Source organism: Streptomyces sp. NPDC002490, assembly GCF_040296045.1.
Taxonomy (GTDB): domain Bacteria; phylum Actinomycetota; class Actinomycetes; order Streptomycetales; family Streptomycetaceae; genus Streptomyces.
Genome location: NZ_JBEOWM010000084.1, coordinates 1 through 16,045 on the forward strand (window position 1 = coordinate 1; position 16,045 = coordinate 16,045).

Below are 16,045 nucleotides of genomic sequence, written 5' to 3' on the forward strand. Positions count from 1 at the left end.
GGCTCGGTGCCGGGCGACGGAGGCCCGCTCCGGAGCACGCCGGCCCCGGGCGCGCGCTTCGCTGCGATGCGCGCACGCGGTGAGCTCGGCGTGCCGGCGAGCGGTGCGGTCGGGGACCGGCCCTTCGGGGGGCATGTGGTTTGGGCGACCGCAGCTCGTCAAGGCGTTCCTGACGGCCGGAGGGTCACGGTCATGGTCCGTAGGGGGTCTTGGCACGCGCCTCCCGGAGCGCGTTGCCCCACCAGCCGACCTGGTCGAGCAGCGCCTTCGCGGCTTGGACGGGCCCCTCTTCCTCGGGGACGCCGTCCGGGCCGAACTGGTCCCACACCATGTGGAGGCTGACCACGTCACGGACGGTTACCGCGTGCAGCTCGGCGAAGACCGGCCGCAGGTGCTCGACGGAGCGCAGGCCGCCCGAGAGGCCGCCGTAGGAGACGAAGCCGACCGGCTTGGCCTGCCACTGGGTGTAGTGCCAGTCGATGAGGTTCTTCAGCGCGGCCGGGTAGCTGTGGTTGTACTCCGGCGTCACCACCACGAAGGCGTCCGCTTCGGCGAGGCGCGGTGAGACCTTGGCCAGTTCCGCGGCGACCTCCGGCGCGGGGTCCCGCGACAGTCCGGTGGGCAGCTCGTGGTCCGCGAGGTCGATCACGTCGACCGCGAGGTCCCCGCGCTGCCTCGCCACGCCGGCGATCCAGTCGCCGACGACCTTGCCGAAGCGGGCTTCGCGGTTGCTGCCGATGATCAACACGAGGCGGAGCGGCTCCTGCGACATGGGTGTCCTTTCGACGGGGTGCTACGAGAGGTCGTGGAGGGACGTCGGCCGCGGAACTCCGCGGCCGACGGGGCCGGCGCACCGAGGGTGCGCACGCCGACCCCGTGGAGGCTCAGCCGGGCCGGCGCGCCCGGATTCGAGCGGCCGGCGCCTCCGTGGGCCGGGCCGCCTCCGGTGTCGGGCACGGCGCTGGTCTTCACGCCCGCGTGGTCATCGACGGACCGTGGCCCGGTACGGGGTGGTCCCGGCCGTGCCGACGGACGCCGGCTCGCCGAACCAGCGGCGGAGCACGGCGTGCAGTTCTGCTTCTTGCGCGCCGCCGGTCCACACGACATGGCCGTCCGGGCGCACGAGAACGGCGTCGGCGCCGGCCAGGGGGGTGTCGTCGACGGGTTCGGCGAAGGTCACGGTGACCTCCGGGTCCCACGGCTCGACCACGGTGCGCAGCCGTGTCTCGCGGAGCGGATCGCCCGAGACGCCGATCAGCACGGCGCGCCCCGGTCTGAGCAGGGCGGTGGTGGTGACCGTGCCCTGCTTCCCGATCAGTTCCATCCGGGGGATGCGGGCGCCCAGCAGAGGATGACCGCCCGGACCCACGTCGTGGCGGACCTCCTGACCGGAGATCGTCCCGGCCAGCCGGGCACGGACGCCCTCCATGGCGATGAGTTCGCCGAACACCCCCCGGATGCCCTCCACCTCGGTGCCGCCGAGCAGCAGCAGGGACTGCGCCCGGATGTTGCTCAGCGTGCGCCGTCCGACCGCGTGCCGTTCGGTGTGGTAGCTGTCCAGGAGTCCGGCCGGCCGCCGGCCGGCGACCTGCGCGGCCAGTTTCCAGCCGAGGTTGGCGGCATCCTGCAGGCCCAGGTTGAGCGCCTGGCCGCCGACCGGCATCTGCTGGTGGGCGGCGTCGCCCGCGAGCAGGAGCCGGCCGGCACGGTACCGTTCCGCCAACCGTGACGCATTGCCGAAGGCGTTGATCCACAGCGGTTCACCACCGCTGATGTCTTCGCCCGTGACCCTCTTCCAGATCTCGACGACTTCACCGAACTCCGGTGGTGAACCACGGCGTTCGGCTTTGCTGCCGAACTCGTGCACCATCACGCGGGTCACTCCGTCGGGACGGCGCGCGGCGATGGCGAGTCCGTGTTCGAGGCGCTGGAAGCGGCGCGGTGGAATGTCGATGCCCCCCACGTCCGCACGGATCAGCTCGCGGGAGGCGTCTTCGCCGGGGAAGGCGATGCCGCCGAGGCGGCGCACGGCGCTCTGTTCGCCGTCGCAGCCGACGACGTACCGTGCCCGCATCCGAACGGGGCCGTCCGGGCCGCGAACGTCCACCGTCACGTGGTGCTCGGCGACGGTGAGACCGCGTAGCTCGTGGCCGCGCAGGACGACGGCGCCGAGGCCGGTCGCCCACTCCTGGAGCAACTCCTCCAGGCGGGTCTGCGGGACCTTCCACTGACCGGGGTGGGTCGACGGAAGGGTGAGGTCCAGCGAGATCCCGCCGAAGTGGCCCATGACGTCGTGGGGTACGGGGACCAGTTCGTCGAGCAGGCCCCTGCCGTCGAGGATCTCCATGGTGCGGGCGTGCAGGGTGGACGCCCGGGATTCCGTGGTGGGCGTGGTCAGCCGTTCGACGACGACCACCTCGGCACCCCCGAGCCGCAGTTCGCCGGCGAGCATCAGCCCGACCGGGCCCGCCCCGACCACGATCACCGGGGATTCCGCGTGGTCCGCGGCCACGGTCAGGGCCGGAGCCGCTCGGCGTGGTCCTTGGCCAGGCCCAGGGTGGCCCGGCTGTTGGCGCTCAGGGCCGTCCGGACGTGTTCCCTGGCCTCGGCGATCCCCGCGTCCGCACCGAGGTACTGGGTGATGTTCTCGGTGTTCAGCACGACGGTGTGCTGCGAGGAGGCGGCCACGCCGCCCTCGTGCTCCGTGAACGTCCAGTAGCCGGTGTGCAGGGACATCAGGGCGGGCAGGGTGACCTGCTTGTACGCGATCTTCCGGGGCGAGAAGCACACGCGATAGGACGTGGTGGTGTGCGTGTGACCGTCCTTGGTGCGGGTGTCCATCTCCAGGATCTGGAGACCCGGGGAGAGCTCCTCCAGGCGTGCGGACGCCACGTGCGGCAGCCGCTCCTGCCACTTCTCGCCCTCGTTGATGAAGTCGTAGACGTCCTTCACGGCCCCGTTGATCTGCACGGTGTCCTCGAAGGAGAAGGTCACCTCCGCCCGGGCGCGGGCGAGTTCGACGTTGGTCTTCAGGGCGGCGAGCTCCGAGCGGGAGTTGCGGTCGACGGCCTCGTCGATCCACTTCAGGGACTCCGGGTCGTCGTCGACGGCCCGGTAGTCGTGCAGCAGCCGGACCCTGGACCCGTCCGCGGCGAGCGGCTCGATGATCCAGGCGCCGCCCATCGCGGCGACCGGCGGCGCGGGCACTTCCTGGCGGAAGGTGATGCGCAGCCCCTTCGGGTCCAGGTTCCGGCGCGAGGTCCAGCTCTTGGCCGTGCCGTTGGCGGTGGCCCAGATGCGGATGCGCTCCTCGCTCTCGCCTGCGGCGCCCCGCGCGCCCCGCTCGACCTGGTCGACGTGGATGGTCGGGGGGAAGACGCGCGGCCAGTTCTCCACCTCGGCGATCAGGCGGTAGACCTCGGCGGCGGGGGCCTGCACGGTGATCTCGTGCTCGACCTCACGGACCGTCATGGTGAACTCCATTCACAATTGCGGAAGGCGGGCGTACGGGTGGGGGCGCGGATCAGAAGTTGCCGAGTCCGCCGCAGACGTTGAGCGCCTGCGAGGTGATGGAGGCGGCGGTGTCCGACACCAGGTAGCCGACCAGGCCGGCGACCTCCTCGGGGGTGGAGTACCGGCCGAGCGGGATCTTCGCCCGGAACTTCTCCAGGATCGCGTCCTCGGTGGCGCCGTAGGCGGCGGCGTACCCCTGGCGCACCCGCTGGGCCATCGGCGTCTCGACGTATCCGGGGCAGACCGCGTTGACGGTGATGCCGGTGGGCGCGAGCTCATTGCCCAGCGCCTTGGTGAAGCCGACGACGCCGTGCTTGGACGCCGAGTACGGGGCGCCGAGGACCACGCCCTGCTTGCCGGCCGTGGAGGCGATGTTGACGATGCGGCCACGGGACTTCTCGCGCATCCCGCCGGTGTTGAGCACCTCGCGGGTCATCCGGAAGACGCTGGTGAGGTTGGTGGCGATCACGTCTTCCCACAGCTCGTCCGCGATGTCCGCGGTCACCCCGCCACCGGACCGGCCGGCGTTGTTCACCAGCACGTCGACGGTGCCGAAACGTTCCACCGCCGACTGCACGAAAGCACGCACCTCGTCCGCCGAGCGCACGTCGAGAGTGCCGCCGTCGACGTCGAGACCCTCGTCCTGCAATTGCTTGACGGTCTCCGCCACGTTCTCCGCGTTGCGCGCGCCGATGAACACCCGGTGTCCCTGGGCGGCGAGCAGGCGGGCGGACGCGAGACCGATCCCGCTGGTGGCTCCGGTGACGAGGGCGACCCGCTGGTCCTGTCGTGACATCTGCATCTTCTCTCCAGACGAAGGGGGAGGGTCAAGCCGCGACGGAGCCGGGCAGCTTCGCGCTGACGGCCGCCACCAGCTCGCGCGGCGTGGGGTTCTCGGTGAACACCTCGTCGTCGAGGGTGATGCCGAACTCGCGCTCGATGCGCCCGGCGGTCTCCAGAAGGGCCAGCGACTCGTAGCCGAGGCTCTCGAAGTCGGTGTCGAGGATGTCGCTCTCGAGGTCGACGCCCTCGTCGGCGCCCGCGCCCTCCAGCAGGATGCGCTTGAGGTCCTCGACGGTGAACTCGGACTGAGACATGAACGTGCCTTTCGTGGTTGTCGACGGGGATGGGTGGTTCTCGGCGAAAGCGGGCGGCCGTCAGTCCGTGCCGCGCACGACCACCGCGGAGTTGAAGCCGCCGTGGCCGCGGGCGACGACGAGGGCGTTGCGCACCTGCGCTGCGCGCGGCTGCGCGGTGACCAGGTCGATGCCGTACTCCGGTGAGAGCGAGACGTTCACGGTGGGCGGGATCAGGCCCTCCCGCATGCCGAGCACGGCGGCGGCGATGTCCACCGGAGCGGCTCCCGCATACATCCGCCCGGTCATCGTCTTGGGCGCGGTGACGGGCACCCCGGCCACCCCGAAGACCTCGACGAGCGCGTCGGCCTCGACGCGGTCGAGCTCGGGGGTGCCCGCGGCGTCCGCGAACACCACGCCGATGTCGCAGGGTTCGACGCGGGCGTCGGCGAGGGCGAGCTCGATCGCGCGCTGCAGGCCGGGGGCACGTCCGCTGCCGGGCCTGGGGTCGAAGGTCGAGCCGTAGCCGGCGATCTCTCCGTAGACGTGCTCCGCGCCGCGCTGCCGTGCGGCCTCGGCGTCCTCCAGGACGAGCAGCGCGCCGCCCTCGCCCGGAACGTAGCCCGAGGCATCGGCGTCGAAGGGAAGATAGGCCCGCTCGGGGTTGTCGCTCGTGCTCACGCGCCCGTTGGCGAGCTGTGCCACCCACCCCCACGGGCAGATCGAGGCGTCGAAGCCGCCGGAGCAGATCAGCTTGCTGCCCTTGCGGATCTGCCGGCGCGCCTGGGCGATCGCGTCGAGGCCGCCCGCCTGGTCGCTGACGACCACGGCGCTGTGCCCGCGCATGCCGTTGCGGATGGAGATCTGGCCGCTGTTGACCGCGTAGAACCAGGCGAACGACTGGTACGCGCTCACGTATTGGCTGCCCTTGCTCCACAGCGCCTGCAACTCGTTCTGACCGAACTCGAAGCCACCCGCCGTGCTGGCCGTGACGACGCCCATGTCGTACTCGGGAACGTCACCGGGCCTGACCCCTGCGTCCTCGAAGGCCGAGTCGGCCGCGACCAGCGCGAGTTGGGTCACCCGGTCGGTCTGCGGGATCAGCCGGCCCGGCAGATGGTCCCGGGCTTCGAAGCCCGGTATCTCCCCGGCGAGCCCGGCCGGGTACTGGGTGGGGTCGAACCGGGTGATGCGGCCTATGGCGTTCTTGCCGATGCGGGTCGCGGCCCAGTAGTCCTCCACCCCGAATCCGTTGGGCGCAGCGATGCCGATGCCGGTGATGACGACTCTGGCGGTCATGCCGCACCCCTTTCCGGGCGGGCCAATACCATCGCGCTCTGGAATCCGCCGAATCCGCTGCCGACCGTCAGGACCGTGTCCGTGGTGTGCTCACGGGCGACGAGCGGGACGTAGTCGAGGTCGCACTCCGGGTCGGGGGTGTGCAGGTTCGCGGTCGGCGGCACCACGTGGTTCTCCATGGCGAGCAGGGACGCCGCGATCTCGATCGAGCCGATGGCACCCAGTGAGTGGCCCACCATCGACTTGATGGAGCTGACCGGGGTCCGGTAGGCGTGCTCGCCGAGGCTGAGCTTGAACGCCGCCGTCTCATGCCGGTCGTTCTGCTTGGTTCCCGAACCGTGCGCGTTGATGTAGTCGACGGCCTCGGGGTTGATACGGGCTTCGTCCAGCGCGACCCGGATCGCCTCCCCCATCTCGCGCCCGTCGGGGCGCAGTCCGGTCATGTGGAAGGCGTTGCACCGCGAGGCGTAGCCGGCGATCTCCCCGTAGACGTGCGCGCCCCGGGCGCGGGCGGCGGTCAGCTCCTCCAGGACGAACACCGCCGAACCCTCGCCGAGCACGAAGCCGTTGCGGGTCCCGTCGAAGGGCCGCGAGGCACGCTCGGGCTCGTCGTTGTGGGGCGTGGTCGCCTTGATCGCGTCGAAGCACGCCATGGTGATCGGCGAGATGGGAGCGTCCGTGGCGCCGGCGATCATCACGTCGACGGTGCCCTCGCGGATCAGCTCGACGGCATGGCCGACCGCGTCGATGCCGGAGGTGCAGCCGGTGGAGACCACGGTGTTGGGTCCCTCGGCCCCCACGGCCCAGGCCACCTCGGCCGAGAAGGAACTCGGCACGAAGTGGTTGTACAGGTGCTGCGGGGTGTACCTGTGGTCGACGAGGTCGAGTCGGCCGGCGTCGCTGACCACCCGGTACTCCTCGTCGAGGCCCATGGTGGCGCCGACCGCACTTCCGATGGTGACACCGGTGCGGTGGGGATCCACGTCGGCCAGGTCCAGTCCGCTGTCCGCCAGCGCCTCGCGCGCGGTGACCACCCCGAACTGCGCGGCGCGGTCCATCCGTCGGATCTCCTGGGGGCCCAGCCCGCTCAGCTCGGCATCGAAGTCCGCCTCGGCGGCGATCTGCGAACGGAACGAGGAGGCGTCGAAGAAGGTGATCCCCCGCGTGGCCGTGCGGCCCTCGCTGAGCAGACTCCAGAAGTTCTCGGCCCCGATGCCTCCCGGTGCGAGGACTCCGATTCCGGTGACGACTACGCGACGTCCCATCCGCGGTCACCTTCCTTTCTGTCGGTCGACGTGGTCACGAGGAAGCCGTCCAGTCGTAGAAGCGGGTGGCCATCGCATCAGCCGGAGAGCGCCAGGTGTCCGGGTCGTACGCCTGGATGAAGGGCTTCAGGCCCTGGCTTATGGCGACGAATCGCGGATCGGCCTTCGCCTCCTCTATCAGTTGGCCGCCGTTGTCCTCGTTGAATTCCTGAAGATGGAAGTACAGGCCGCGGAAAGAGAAGAGCTGCCGGCGCCTCGTACCCATGCGATGGGGCATTTCAGTGCGGTCGAAATCACCGAAGATCTTGGCCACGTCGATACTCGACTCGGAGTCCATCTTCGCCACAATCAGAGTGCTGTACATTCCAGTCCTCTCCTCAGAACGACAGAAATCGAGTGGGCCCGAGGCCGCTTCGCCGCCCGGGTGGATGAGGGCGCCACGACCTCAGAGGGTCCGCCCGGCCCGCGGTGTGCCGAACCAGCGCGTCAGAGCCGTGGGCAGGTCGTGCCAACTGCCCGGGGCGGCCCAGGCGACATGGCCGTCGGGCCTGATCAGCACGGCGGACGTGCCGTGCAGCGCACCGCCCTCGGGCATCGCGTGCGGCCGTGCCGTGATGACGTCCACGCGCGCCGACCAGGGCGCGGCCCGCTCCCGCAGTCGCGCGTTGTCCGTCAGGTCGAGCAGCACGCCACGGCCGGTGTGGAGCAGTTCGGTGCTGCTGGACTTGGTGTGCTCGCCGACCAGTTCGAGGTGCGGCATGCGCTTGCCGAGGAGCGGGTTGGTCCCGGCACCCACGTCGTACGTGATCTCTAGGCCGCTGACCATGCCGGCGAGGTGACGGTCGACCTCCTCGAATCCGACCAGCTCGGCGAGCACCTCGCGCAACGGCTGCACCTCCGGACCGCCCAGCAGGAGCAGCCCCTGCGCGCGGGTGTTCATCAGGAGCCGCTCGCCGACCGGGTGCCGCTCGCTGTGGTAGCTGTCCAGCAGGCCGGGCCCCGCCCAGCCGTTGACGACGCCGGCCAGCTTCCAACCGAGGTTCACCGAGTCCTGGATGCTGGCGTTCATCCCTTGGCCGCCGGCCGGTAGATGGATGTGCGCGGAGTCGCCGGCCAGCAGCACGCGGCCCCTGCGGTACTCGGACGCCTGACGCGCGGCGTCACCGAAGGCGCTGAGCCACACCGGTTCGCCGTGCGTGATGTCGCCGCCGGTCAGGCGCTTCCAGACGGCCGCGATCTCCTCGTACGCCGGTGGTGTCGTACGCCGCCGGGGCGAGGTCCCGTTCTCCCCCGCGATGATGCGGGTGATGCCGCCGGGCAGCTGGGCGACCATCACCATGCCCCCGGGCAGCTTCTCACCGGTCATGCGCGGCTCCAGGTCGAGCCCCTTCACGTCGGCGAGGAACATCTCCCGCGTGGCCTCGGTGCCGGGAAAGGCGAATCCCGCGGCCTTGCGGATCGTGCTGCGGCCGCCGTCACAGCCCACGAGGTAGGCGGCGCACAGCGTCCGGATGCCCTGGGGGCCGCGGACCTCCACCTCGACCGCGTCGCCGTCATCGCTGAGGGAGAGCAGTTCGTGGCCGCGCCGGACGTCCGCGCCCAGGTCGGCCGCCCATTCCTCCAGCCTGGCCTCCGTCACGCTCTGCGGCACGGTCTTGGCGGCCTGCCAGGCACCCTGGAGCAGCCCGAAGTCCAGGGGGATGCCTCCGAAGTGCCCCAGCGCACTGGTCTCGATGTCACCGAACCGCGGCAGGAGGCCGCGCTGGTCGAACACCTCCATGGTGCGCGCGGTGAAGCCGAGGCCGCGGGATTCGCCGGTCCGCTCCGCGAGGCGCTCCAGCACGATGACGTCGACCCCGGCAAGCCGGAGTTCACCGGCGAGCATGAGTCCGGCGGGACCGGCACCCACGATGATCACCGCAGCGTCCATTTTCCGCTCCTTGAATAGGTCGAGGTAAGCATCGGAAATTTCATGGGTTCTGCGAATCCGACGGTGAAAGGCCGTAGCACCCCAGCAGCAACCCTCCCGTCAAGCCGACTGGAATTCAACACAGTTCGGCGGAAGCTAATGAATAGCTTCTTCGCCAGGCGAAGCGGAGTCAACCCTCCCCTGTCCAGACTTCCGTCAACTTACGTCAGCCGTCGCGCACAGCGACAGAACGACGAAATCGCACCGTCAGGGGAACGACAAATGACGCCTTCCACCTTGCCCGACCCCGAAGCCCGGAATTAGCTTCGCGGTGCTCGGGAGGCGAAGAGAAGAGGGGGACAGGGACGTGAGCCAGGACGACGTGTGCACGCCGCAGATGGCCGCAGCGTGCGTGGGGAGCACCTGCCGCGCCGGGGTGGGCGACAACCGACCTCGGCGGATCGCGGCGCGCGGATCGCGGCTGTGCCCGGTGTGCCGGGACCGTCTGGCGGGTGAGCTGAGGCAGTTGCCGACGCTGTACGAGGAGTGCGGCCGCCAACTGAGCGGCACTGACCGGCCTCGCGAGCGCACGTCCGGGGGCCCGCTGCCCGGCATGCCCTTCAACACGGCCGCTTCCGAGGCGCGTTCGGAGATCCTCGGGGTGCTGCGCTCCTGGGCGGGTGTCGTCGACTCCCGTGACTCCCGCCGCTCCGGCACCGCCAGGGACACGGTGCCGCTCCTCGCCGCCCTCCTCCTCCGGCAGGTGGAGTGGCTGGCGGCGCACGCCGCGGCGGCCGACGTCTGCGAGGAGGTCACCGGCCTGGTGCGCAGGACCCGCCGGGTGATCGACCCCGACCCGTTGAGCCGTGTGGCGATCGGCGCCTGCGTCGAGACGTCCTGTTCGGGCGAGTTGACCGCGATGATCCGCCCTCGGCAGGCCCACCGCCCCGCGGAGATCGTCTGCTCCGCCGACCCGGCCCACCAATGGCTCGGCCGCGACTGGCTGCGGTTGAGTCGCCACCTCACCCGGGAGGAGACCCGCTGGCTGAGCGCGGCCGACATCACCCGCCTGTGGGGCATCGCGCCCGGCAGCGTCTACCGCCACGCCAGCGAGCGGAGCTGGCGCCGGCGAAGCCGGTCGGGGCGCACGTTCTACCACGATGGCGACGTGCGGGGGACGCTCGACCGGCCCGCTCAAAGCTCGTAACGGAAGCACCACGGCCCGTGGCCCGGCAGCACCGTCGGGGGCCGGACCACGGGCAGTCGGTTGACGTCACGTCCAGGCCGCCGAGCGGGCTCCACCGACAGCGCGCCGGACGATGTCGAGCGGCACGCCAGGAGCACATCCGCCGGGAAGCGGTCACGATGCCCCGGGCGCTTCCGCGCCTTCGAGGCCCCTGCGATGAGGGCGACGGGCATCGTACGGCGCAGGAGTCGCTGCGAGTGTCACACCAGCTCTCGGAGTTGCGCCGCCACTCGCAGCCTTGACGCCGACCCGACCCGACCGAAGCGCGCCCGACACCCATCCGGAGGAGCGCACATGCGCGTCACTTCAGCGTCGAGCCATCGCCCGCAACGCCCACGAAGCACCTACCGCATGCGACCGCACCGGCAACTCACGCGCCCTTCCCCACCGGCTCCAGGATCGCCACGCACTCCACGTGATGCGTCATCGGGAAGAGGTCGAAGGCCCGGAACGTCCGTACCCGGTAGCCCGCTTCGCGGAAGGAGGCGAGGTCGCGGGCGAGGGCCGCCGGGTCGCAGGCCACGTAGGCGATGCGGCGGGCGCCCAGGGCGGCGAGGTGTTCCACGGTGCGGCGACCGGCGCCGGCGCGCGGGGGGTCGAGGACGACGAGGTCGGCCTCGGTGATGCCGGTGCGCGGCAGCACCTGCTCGACCTTGCCCTGCTCGACCCGTACCCGGGGGAAGTCGCGGAGGTTGTGCCGGGCGTCCTCGACGGCGCGCTTGCCCGACTCGATGCCGAGGACCGCGCCGCGCTCGCCGACCCGGTCGGCGAGGGCGCCGGCGAACAGGCCGACGCCGCAGTACAGGTCCAGTGCGGTGTCGCCCTTGCGGGGTAGCAGGCCCTGCATCACGGCCTTGACCAGGGTGTCCGCCGCCTTGGGGTGGACCTGCCAGAAGCCTCCGTTGCCGACCCGGTAGGTGCGGTCGTCGGCGCGCTCGCGGACGAAGGGGCGGCCGTGCACCCGGTGCACCCCGCCGTCCCGCTCGTCGACGCGGAGCACCGACACCGGACGGTCCAGTTCGACCAGCGGGAGCCGGGCGCCGGGGCGCGGGGTCAGGATCACCTGACGGTCCTGGGAGCCGGTGGCCGCGATGGCCTCGACCGAGGCCATGCCCGGCCAGGTGCGGGCCTCGACGCCCAACTCGGTCACGCCCGGCGCGGCGATCATGCAGTGGTCGACCGGTTCGACGTCGTGGGAGCGGTGGCGGCGCAGACCCGCGCGGCCCTCCTCGTCGACGGCGTACTGGACCCGGGTGCGCCAGGCGGGGACCTCGCCGACGGGCAGCTTGTCGCCCTCGGCGGGCATCACGGTGCCGTCCCAGCCGACGTCCTCGGGGGTGAGGCCGGCGAGGCGCTGGAGCTGTTCGGCGACGACCTCGCCCTTGAGGCGTCGCTGGGCGCCCGGCTTGGCGTGCTGCCAGTCGCAGCCGCCGCAGCGGCCCGGCCCGGAGAAGGGGCAGGGCGGGGTGACCCGGTCCTTGGAGGGTTCGTGGACCTCCACCGCGTCCGCGCGCAGGAAGCGCGAGTCCTCGGCGCCGTCGGTGACGCGGGCCAGGACCCGCTCGCCGGGCAGGGCGTGCCGGACGAACAGCACCCGGCCGTCCTCGGTGCGGGCGACGCAGTGGCCGCCGTGGGCGACGGCGCCGACCTCGACCTCGTACTCCTGGCCCACCAGCGTCTTCTTCGGTTCTGCCTGCATGGCGGGGTGACTCCACGAGTGGTGAGGGAAGGACTGCGGGACAACAGCCCACCAGTCTACGTCCCCGCGCGGGCGCCCGGGTCCGCGGTCGCCGTGCCTCACCCCTTGCCGGTGGGCTCCTTGCTGCGCTTCTCCACGGGGCCGCGGCGCACGGCGCCGGGCGCGCTCCAGTCCTGGCGCCGGCGGGCCCGCTTCTTGGCCGCCTCGGAGGACTCCAGCTGGTAGGGCACCGAGGTCACCATCACGCCGGGGGTGAACAGCAGACGGCCCTTGAGCCGCAGGGCGCTCTGGTTGTGGAGCAGGTGCTCGTACCAGTGGCCCACCACGTACTCGGGGATGATCACGCTGACCACCTCGCGCGGGGACTCGCGCCGCAGGTTCTTGACGTACTCGATGATCGGCCGGGTGATCTCGCGGTAGGGCGAGTCGAGGACCTTCAGGGGGACGTCTATGTCGCGGCGGTCCCACTCGTCCTTGAGGGCCTTGGTCTCGGCCGGGTCGACGTTGACGCTCAGCGCCTCCAGGGTGTCGGAGCGCATCAACTGGGCGTAGGACAGGGCGCGCAGGGTGGGGCGGTGGAGTTTGGAGACCAGGACGATGGAGTGCACCCGGGAGGGGCGCACCATGTCGTCGGTGGGCTCCTCGGGGGCGCTGATCTCCTCGGAGACCCGGTCGTAGTGGCGGCGGATCGCGGTCATGACCGCGTAGAAGATGACCATGCCGAGCAGGGCCACCCAGGCGCCGTGGGTGAACTTGGTGACCAGGACGACGACGAGGACGAGGCCGGTGAAGAAGGCGCCGAAGGCGTTGATGGCCCGGGACCGCTTCATGTGGCGTCGCTTGTCGGGGTCGTGCTCGGTGCGCAGCAGCCGGTTCCAGTGGCGGACCATGCCGGTCTGGCTGAGGGTGAAGGAGACGAAGACGCCGACGATGTAGAGCTGGATCAGCCGGGTGGAGTCGGCTCCGTAGACGATCACGAGGAGGGCCGCGGCGCCCGCCAGCAGGACGATGCCGTTGGAGAAGGCGAGCCGGTCGCCGCGGGTGTGCAGCTGGCGCGGCAGGTAGCGGTCCTGGGCGAGGATCGAGCCGAGCAGCGGGAAGCCGTTGTACGCGGTGTTGGCGGCGAGGAACAGCACCAGGGCGGTGGCGGCGGCGAGCAGGACGAAGAAGAAAGTGCCCTCCCCGAAGACCGCGGCGGCGACCTGGGAGATCACCGGGTCCTGGACGTAGGAGTCGCCGACCGGGGCGCCGCCGTGGAGCAGGTCCTTGGCCGGGTTCTCGGCCATCCGCACGTCGGAGGCCATGGCGAGGCCGATGATCCCGCAGAACATGGTGACGGCGAGCAGGCCCATCAGGGCCAGGGTGGTGGCCGCGTTCCTCGACTTGGGCTTGCGGAACGCGGGGACGCCGTTGCTGATGGCCTCGACCCCGGTGAGCGCGGCGCAGCCGGAGGAGAAGGCGCGCAGCAGCAGGAAGACCATGGCGAAGCCGGCGAGCCCCTGGTGCTCGGCCTGGATCTCGAAGTCGGCGGTCGGCGCCTTCAGCGTCTCGTCGAGGACGAGGCCCTGGAAGGCGCCCCAGGCGATCATGGCGAAGACGCCGGTGACGAAGACGTAGGTGGGGATCGCGAAGAGCTTGCCGGACTCCCGCACACCGCGCAGGTTCATCAGGGTCAGCAGGACGATCATGCCGACGGCGACGGCCACCTTGTTCTCGACCACGAACGGGACCGCCGAGCCGAGGTTCTCCACTCCGGAGGAGATCGACACGGCGACGGTCAGGACGTAGTCGACGAGCAGCGCGCTGGCGACGGTGAGGCCGGCCTTGGGGCCGAGGTTGGTGTTCGCCACCTCGTAGTCCCCGCCGCCGCTGGGGTAGGCGTGCACGTTCTGCCGGTACGACGCGACCACGGTGAACATCAGCACCACGACCGCGAGGGCGATCCAGGGGCTGAAGTGGTAGGCCGACACGCCCGCGACGGAGAGCACCAGCAGCACCTCGCCCGGCGCGTACGCCACGGAGGAGAGCGGGTCGGACGCGAAGACGGGGAGGGCGATGCGCTTGGGCAGGAGGGTCTCCCCCAGCCGGTCACTGCGCAGGGCGCGCCCGATGAGAATCCGTTTGGGCACGTCGGTCAGTTTGGACACGCAGAGGATCGTAAGCGTTCGAACGCGGGCCCGCCCACCCACCACCCCAGAACGCGTGGCGGTGATTCGCGGACCTCGTCCCCGGGGTGCGGGAGGGCGCGGTCGGGTGACCGTGCGTGTGTAGCTTTGGCCCCGGTCTGAGACCCTGTTAAGCCTGAGTCGTCGTGTTCGGCGGGGACTTGGTAAAGCCCGGGTCAAGTCCGCTGGCCCCGGCCGTACCGACCGCCGACGGCTCCACGGGTGCGGTCCGTGCGGCCCGTACGCTGTCCTGTCCGTCGCCGGTGCCGGGCAACTCCGCCGTCGTCGTCGACGTCCCCGGAGACGGGGGGCGATGACACCGACCCCGGACCGACGAGAACCAACGAGAACCAACGAACAGCGGAAGATCGACAGTCGGAAGGACGGTCGTGCACATCGTCATCATGGGTTGCGGCAGAGTGGGTTCCGCTCTGGCCCAGACCCTGGAGCAACAGGGGCACACGGTCGCCGTGATCGACCGGGACCCCACCGCCTTCCGGCGCCTGGGCTCCGGGTTCGGCGGACGGCGCGTCACGGGCATCGGCTTCGACCAGGACACCCTGCGGGAGGCCGGCATCGAGGAGGCCGGCGCCTTCGCGGCCGTGTCCAGCGGGGACAACTCCAACATCATCGCGGCCCGGGTGGCCCGGGAGATGTTCGGCATCGACCACGTGGCAGCACGCATCTACGACCCGCGGCGCGCCGAGGTCTACCAGCGCCTGGGCATTCCGACCGTGGCCACGGTCCGCTGGACCGCCGACCAGATGCTGCGCCGGCTGTTGCCGTCCGGCGCGGAGCCGCTGTGGCGGGACCCGACCGGCGGGGTGCAACTCGCCGAGGTGCACACCCCGACCTCCTGGGTGGGCCACACGATCAGCCGGCTCCAGGACGAGACGGGGGTGCGGGTCGCGTTCCTCACCCGGTTGGGCGAGGCGATCCTGCCGACCTCGCGGACCGTGCTCCAGGAGGGCGACCTGGTGCACGTGGTGATGCGTCCGGAGGACGTCGACACGGTGGAGGCCTCGTTCGCGCAGGGCCCCGAGGAAGGGGGCGGTCACTGATGAGGGTCGCCATCGCGGGAGCCGGTGCGGTCGGGCGTTCCATCGCCGGCGAACTGTTGGAGAACGGTCACGAGGTCCTGCTGATCGACAAGGCGCCGACCGCGATCTCCGTGGAGCGGGTGCCGCAGGCGGAGTGGTTGCTCGCGGACGCCTGCGAGATCACGTCCCTGGACGAGGCGGCGCTCCAGCGCTGCAACGTGGTCATCGCGGCGACCGGCGACGACAAGGTGAACCTGGTGGTCTCGCTGCTCGCCAAGACGGAGTACGGGGTGCCCCGGGTGGTCGCCCGGGTGAACAATCCCAAGAACGAGTGGCTGTTCAACGAGTCCTGGGGCGTGGACGTCGCCGTCTCGACCCCCCGGCTGATGTCGGCGCTGGTCGAGGAGGCGGTGAGCGTCGGCGACCTGGTGCGGCTGCTGCGCTTCAGCCACGGTGACGCGAACCTGGTCGAGTTGACGCTGCCGCCGGAGTCGGCGCTCGCGGGCACCCGGGTCGGGGACGTCCCCTGGCCCCAGGACACCTCCCTGGTGACGATCATCCGCGGCACCCGGGTGCTCACGCCCACCCGGGACGACTCCTTGGAAGCGGGTGACGAGTTGCTGTTCGTCGCCGCCCCGGCCCGCGAGGAGCAGTTGGAGGTCCTGCTGTCGGTGCGGCGCGGGCCGTCCGAGGAGTGAGCGGCTGACGTGATGAACCGCGTGGAGGGGCGGCCCCGACGGGGCAACCGCGAAGCCCGCTTCGGCAAGGTCGTCGGCGACTGGATCGCCGGCGTGGCGAGGCAGCGCGGGGACCTCGCGGTCGACGTGATCGAC

14 protein-coding genes are annotated in these 16,045 nt (G+C 71.0%); 3 read left to right on the plus strand and 11 right to left on the minus strand.

The genetic code is table 11. The features are described from left to right. Nucleotides 1-190: 190 nt before the first annotated feature. The 9 genes from ABT092_RS29800 to ABT092_RS29840 all read right to left on the minus strand — a co-directional run bounded on the left by ABT092_RS29800 (nucleotide 191) and on the right by ABT092_RS29840 (nucleotide 9,083). Nucleotides 191-772, minus strand: coding sequence for an NADPH-dependent FMN reductase (locus ABT092_RS29800; protein ID WP_351249412.1), 582 nt, complete (start codon nucleotides 770-772; stop codon nucleotides 191-193). Between the two features lie 210 nt (nucleotides 773-982). Next, nucleotides 983-2,512, minus strand: coding sequence for an FAD-dependent monooxygenase (locus tag ABT092_RS29805; protein WP_351249414.1), 1,530 nt, complete (start codon nucleotides 2,510-2,512; stop codon nucleotides 983-985). A gap of 2 nt (nucleotides 2,513-2,514) precedes the next feature. Beyond that, nucleotides 2,515-3,471 carry an aromatase/cyclase gene (locus ABT092_RS29810; RefSeq protein WP_351249416.1) on the minus strand — a complete coding sequence of 319 codons (957 nt, stop codon included), beginning with the start codon at nucleotides 3,469-3,471 and terminating at the stop codon, nucleotides 2,515-2,517. A gap of 52 nt (nucleotides 3,472-3,523) precedes the next feature. Further along, the gene (fabG, locus tag ABT092_RS29815) at nucleotides 3,524-4,309 is read right to left on the minus strand and encodes a 3-oxoacyl-ACP reductase FabG (protein WP_351249438.1); all 786 of its coding nucleotides are present in this window, start codon (nucleotides 4,307-4,309) and stop codon (nucleotides 3,524-3,526) included. A 31-nt stretch (nucleotides 4,310-4,340) separates the two neighbouring features. Further along, nucleotides 4,341-4,610 (minus strand): acyl carrier protein, encoded by a 270-nt coding sequence (locus ABT092_RS29820; protein ID WP_351249418.1) that lies wholly within the window; start codon nucleotides 4,608-4,610, stop codon nucleotides 4,341-4,343. Nucleotides 4,611-4,670: 60 nt separating this feature from the next. Further along, a complete protein-coding gene (locus ABT092_RS29825; RefSeq protein ID WP_351249420.1) occupies nucleotides 4,671-5,888 on the minus strand; it encodes a ketosynthase chain-length factor in 1,218 nt (405 codons plus the stop codon). After that, the gene (locus ABT092_RS29830) at nucleotides 5,885-7,153 is read right to left on the minus strand and encodes a beta-ketoacyl-[acyl-carrier-protein] synthase family protein (protein ID WP_351249422.1); all 1,269 of its coding nucleotides are present in this window, start codon (nucleotides 7,151-7,153) and stop codon (nucleotides 5,885-5,887) included. The genes ABT092_RS29825 and ABT092_RS29830 overlap by 4 nt, the downstream gene beginning before the upstream one ends. A gap of 34 nt (nucleotides 7,154-7,187) precedes the next feature. Then, the gene (locus tag ABT092_RS29835; protein WP_351249424.1) at nucleotides 7,188-7,517 is read right to left on the minus strand and encodes a TcmI family type II polyketide cyclase; all 330 of its coding nucleotides are present in this window, start codon (nucleotides 7,515-7,517) and stop codon (nucleotides 7,188-7,190) included. 81 nt (nucleotides 7,518-7,598) lie between these two features. Beyond that, nucleotides 7,599-9,083 (minus strand): FAD-dependent monooxygenase, encoded by a 1,485-nt coding sequence (locus ABT092_RS29840; protein ID WP_351249426.1) that lies wholly within the window; start codon nucleotides 9,081-9,083, stop codon nucleotides 7,599-7,601. Nucleotides 9,084-9,429: 346 nt separating this feature from the next. On the opposite strand from ABT092_RS29840, the gene ABT092_RS29845 reads away from it, so the two are divergent. Continuing rightward, the gene (locus ABT092_RS29845) at nucleotides 9,430-10,269 is read left to right on the plus strand and encodes a hypothetical protein (protein WP_351249428.1); all 840 of its coding nucleotides are present in this window, start codon (nucleotides 9,430-9,432) and stop codon (nucleotides 10,267-10,269) included. A gap of 409 nt (nucleotides 10,270-10,678) precedes the next feature. Here ABT092_RS29845 and ABT092_RS29850 read toward each other — a convergent pair whose 3' ends face one another. After that, nucleotides 10,679-12,007 carry a class I SAM-dependent RNA methyltransferase gene (locus tag ABT092_RS29850; protein WP_351249430.1) on the minus strand — a complete coding sequence of 443 codons (1,329 nt, stop codon included), beginning with the start codon at nucleotides 12,005-12,007 and terminating at the stop codon, nucleotides 10,679-10,681. Between the two features lie 98 nt (nucleotides 12,008-12,105). Next, on the minus strand, nucleotides 12,106-14,154 hold the full coding sequence (locus ABT092_RS29855) for an APC family permease (RefSeq protein ID WP_351249432.1): 2,049 nt from the start codon (nucleotides 14,152-14,154) through the stop codon (nucleotides 12,106-12,108). 407 nt (nucleotides 14,155-14,561) lie between these two features. Between ABT092_RS29855 and ABT092_RS29860 the strand changes: the two genes are divergently transcribed. Next, nucleotides 14,562-15,233 (plus strand): potassium channel family protein, encoded by a 672-nt coding sequence (locus ABT092_RS29860; protein ID WP_351249434.1) that lies wholly within the window; start codon nucleotides 14,562-14,564, stop codon nucleotides 15,231-15,233. Further along, a complete protein-coding gene (locus ABT092_RS29865; protein ID WP_351249436.1) occupies nucleotides 15,233-15,910 on the plus strand; it encodes a potassium channel family protein in 678 nt (225 codons plus the stop codon). The genes ABT092_RS29860 and ABT092_RS29865 overlap by 1 nt, the downstream gene beginning before the upstream one ends. Nucleotides 15,911-16,045 lie beyond the last annotated feature (135 nt).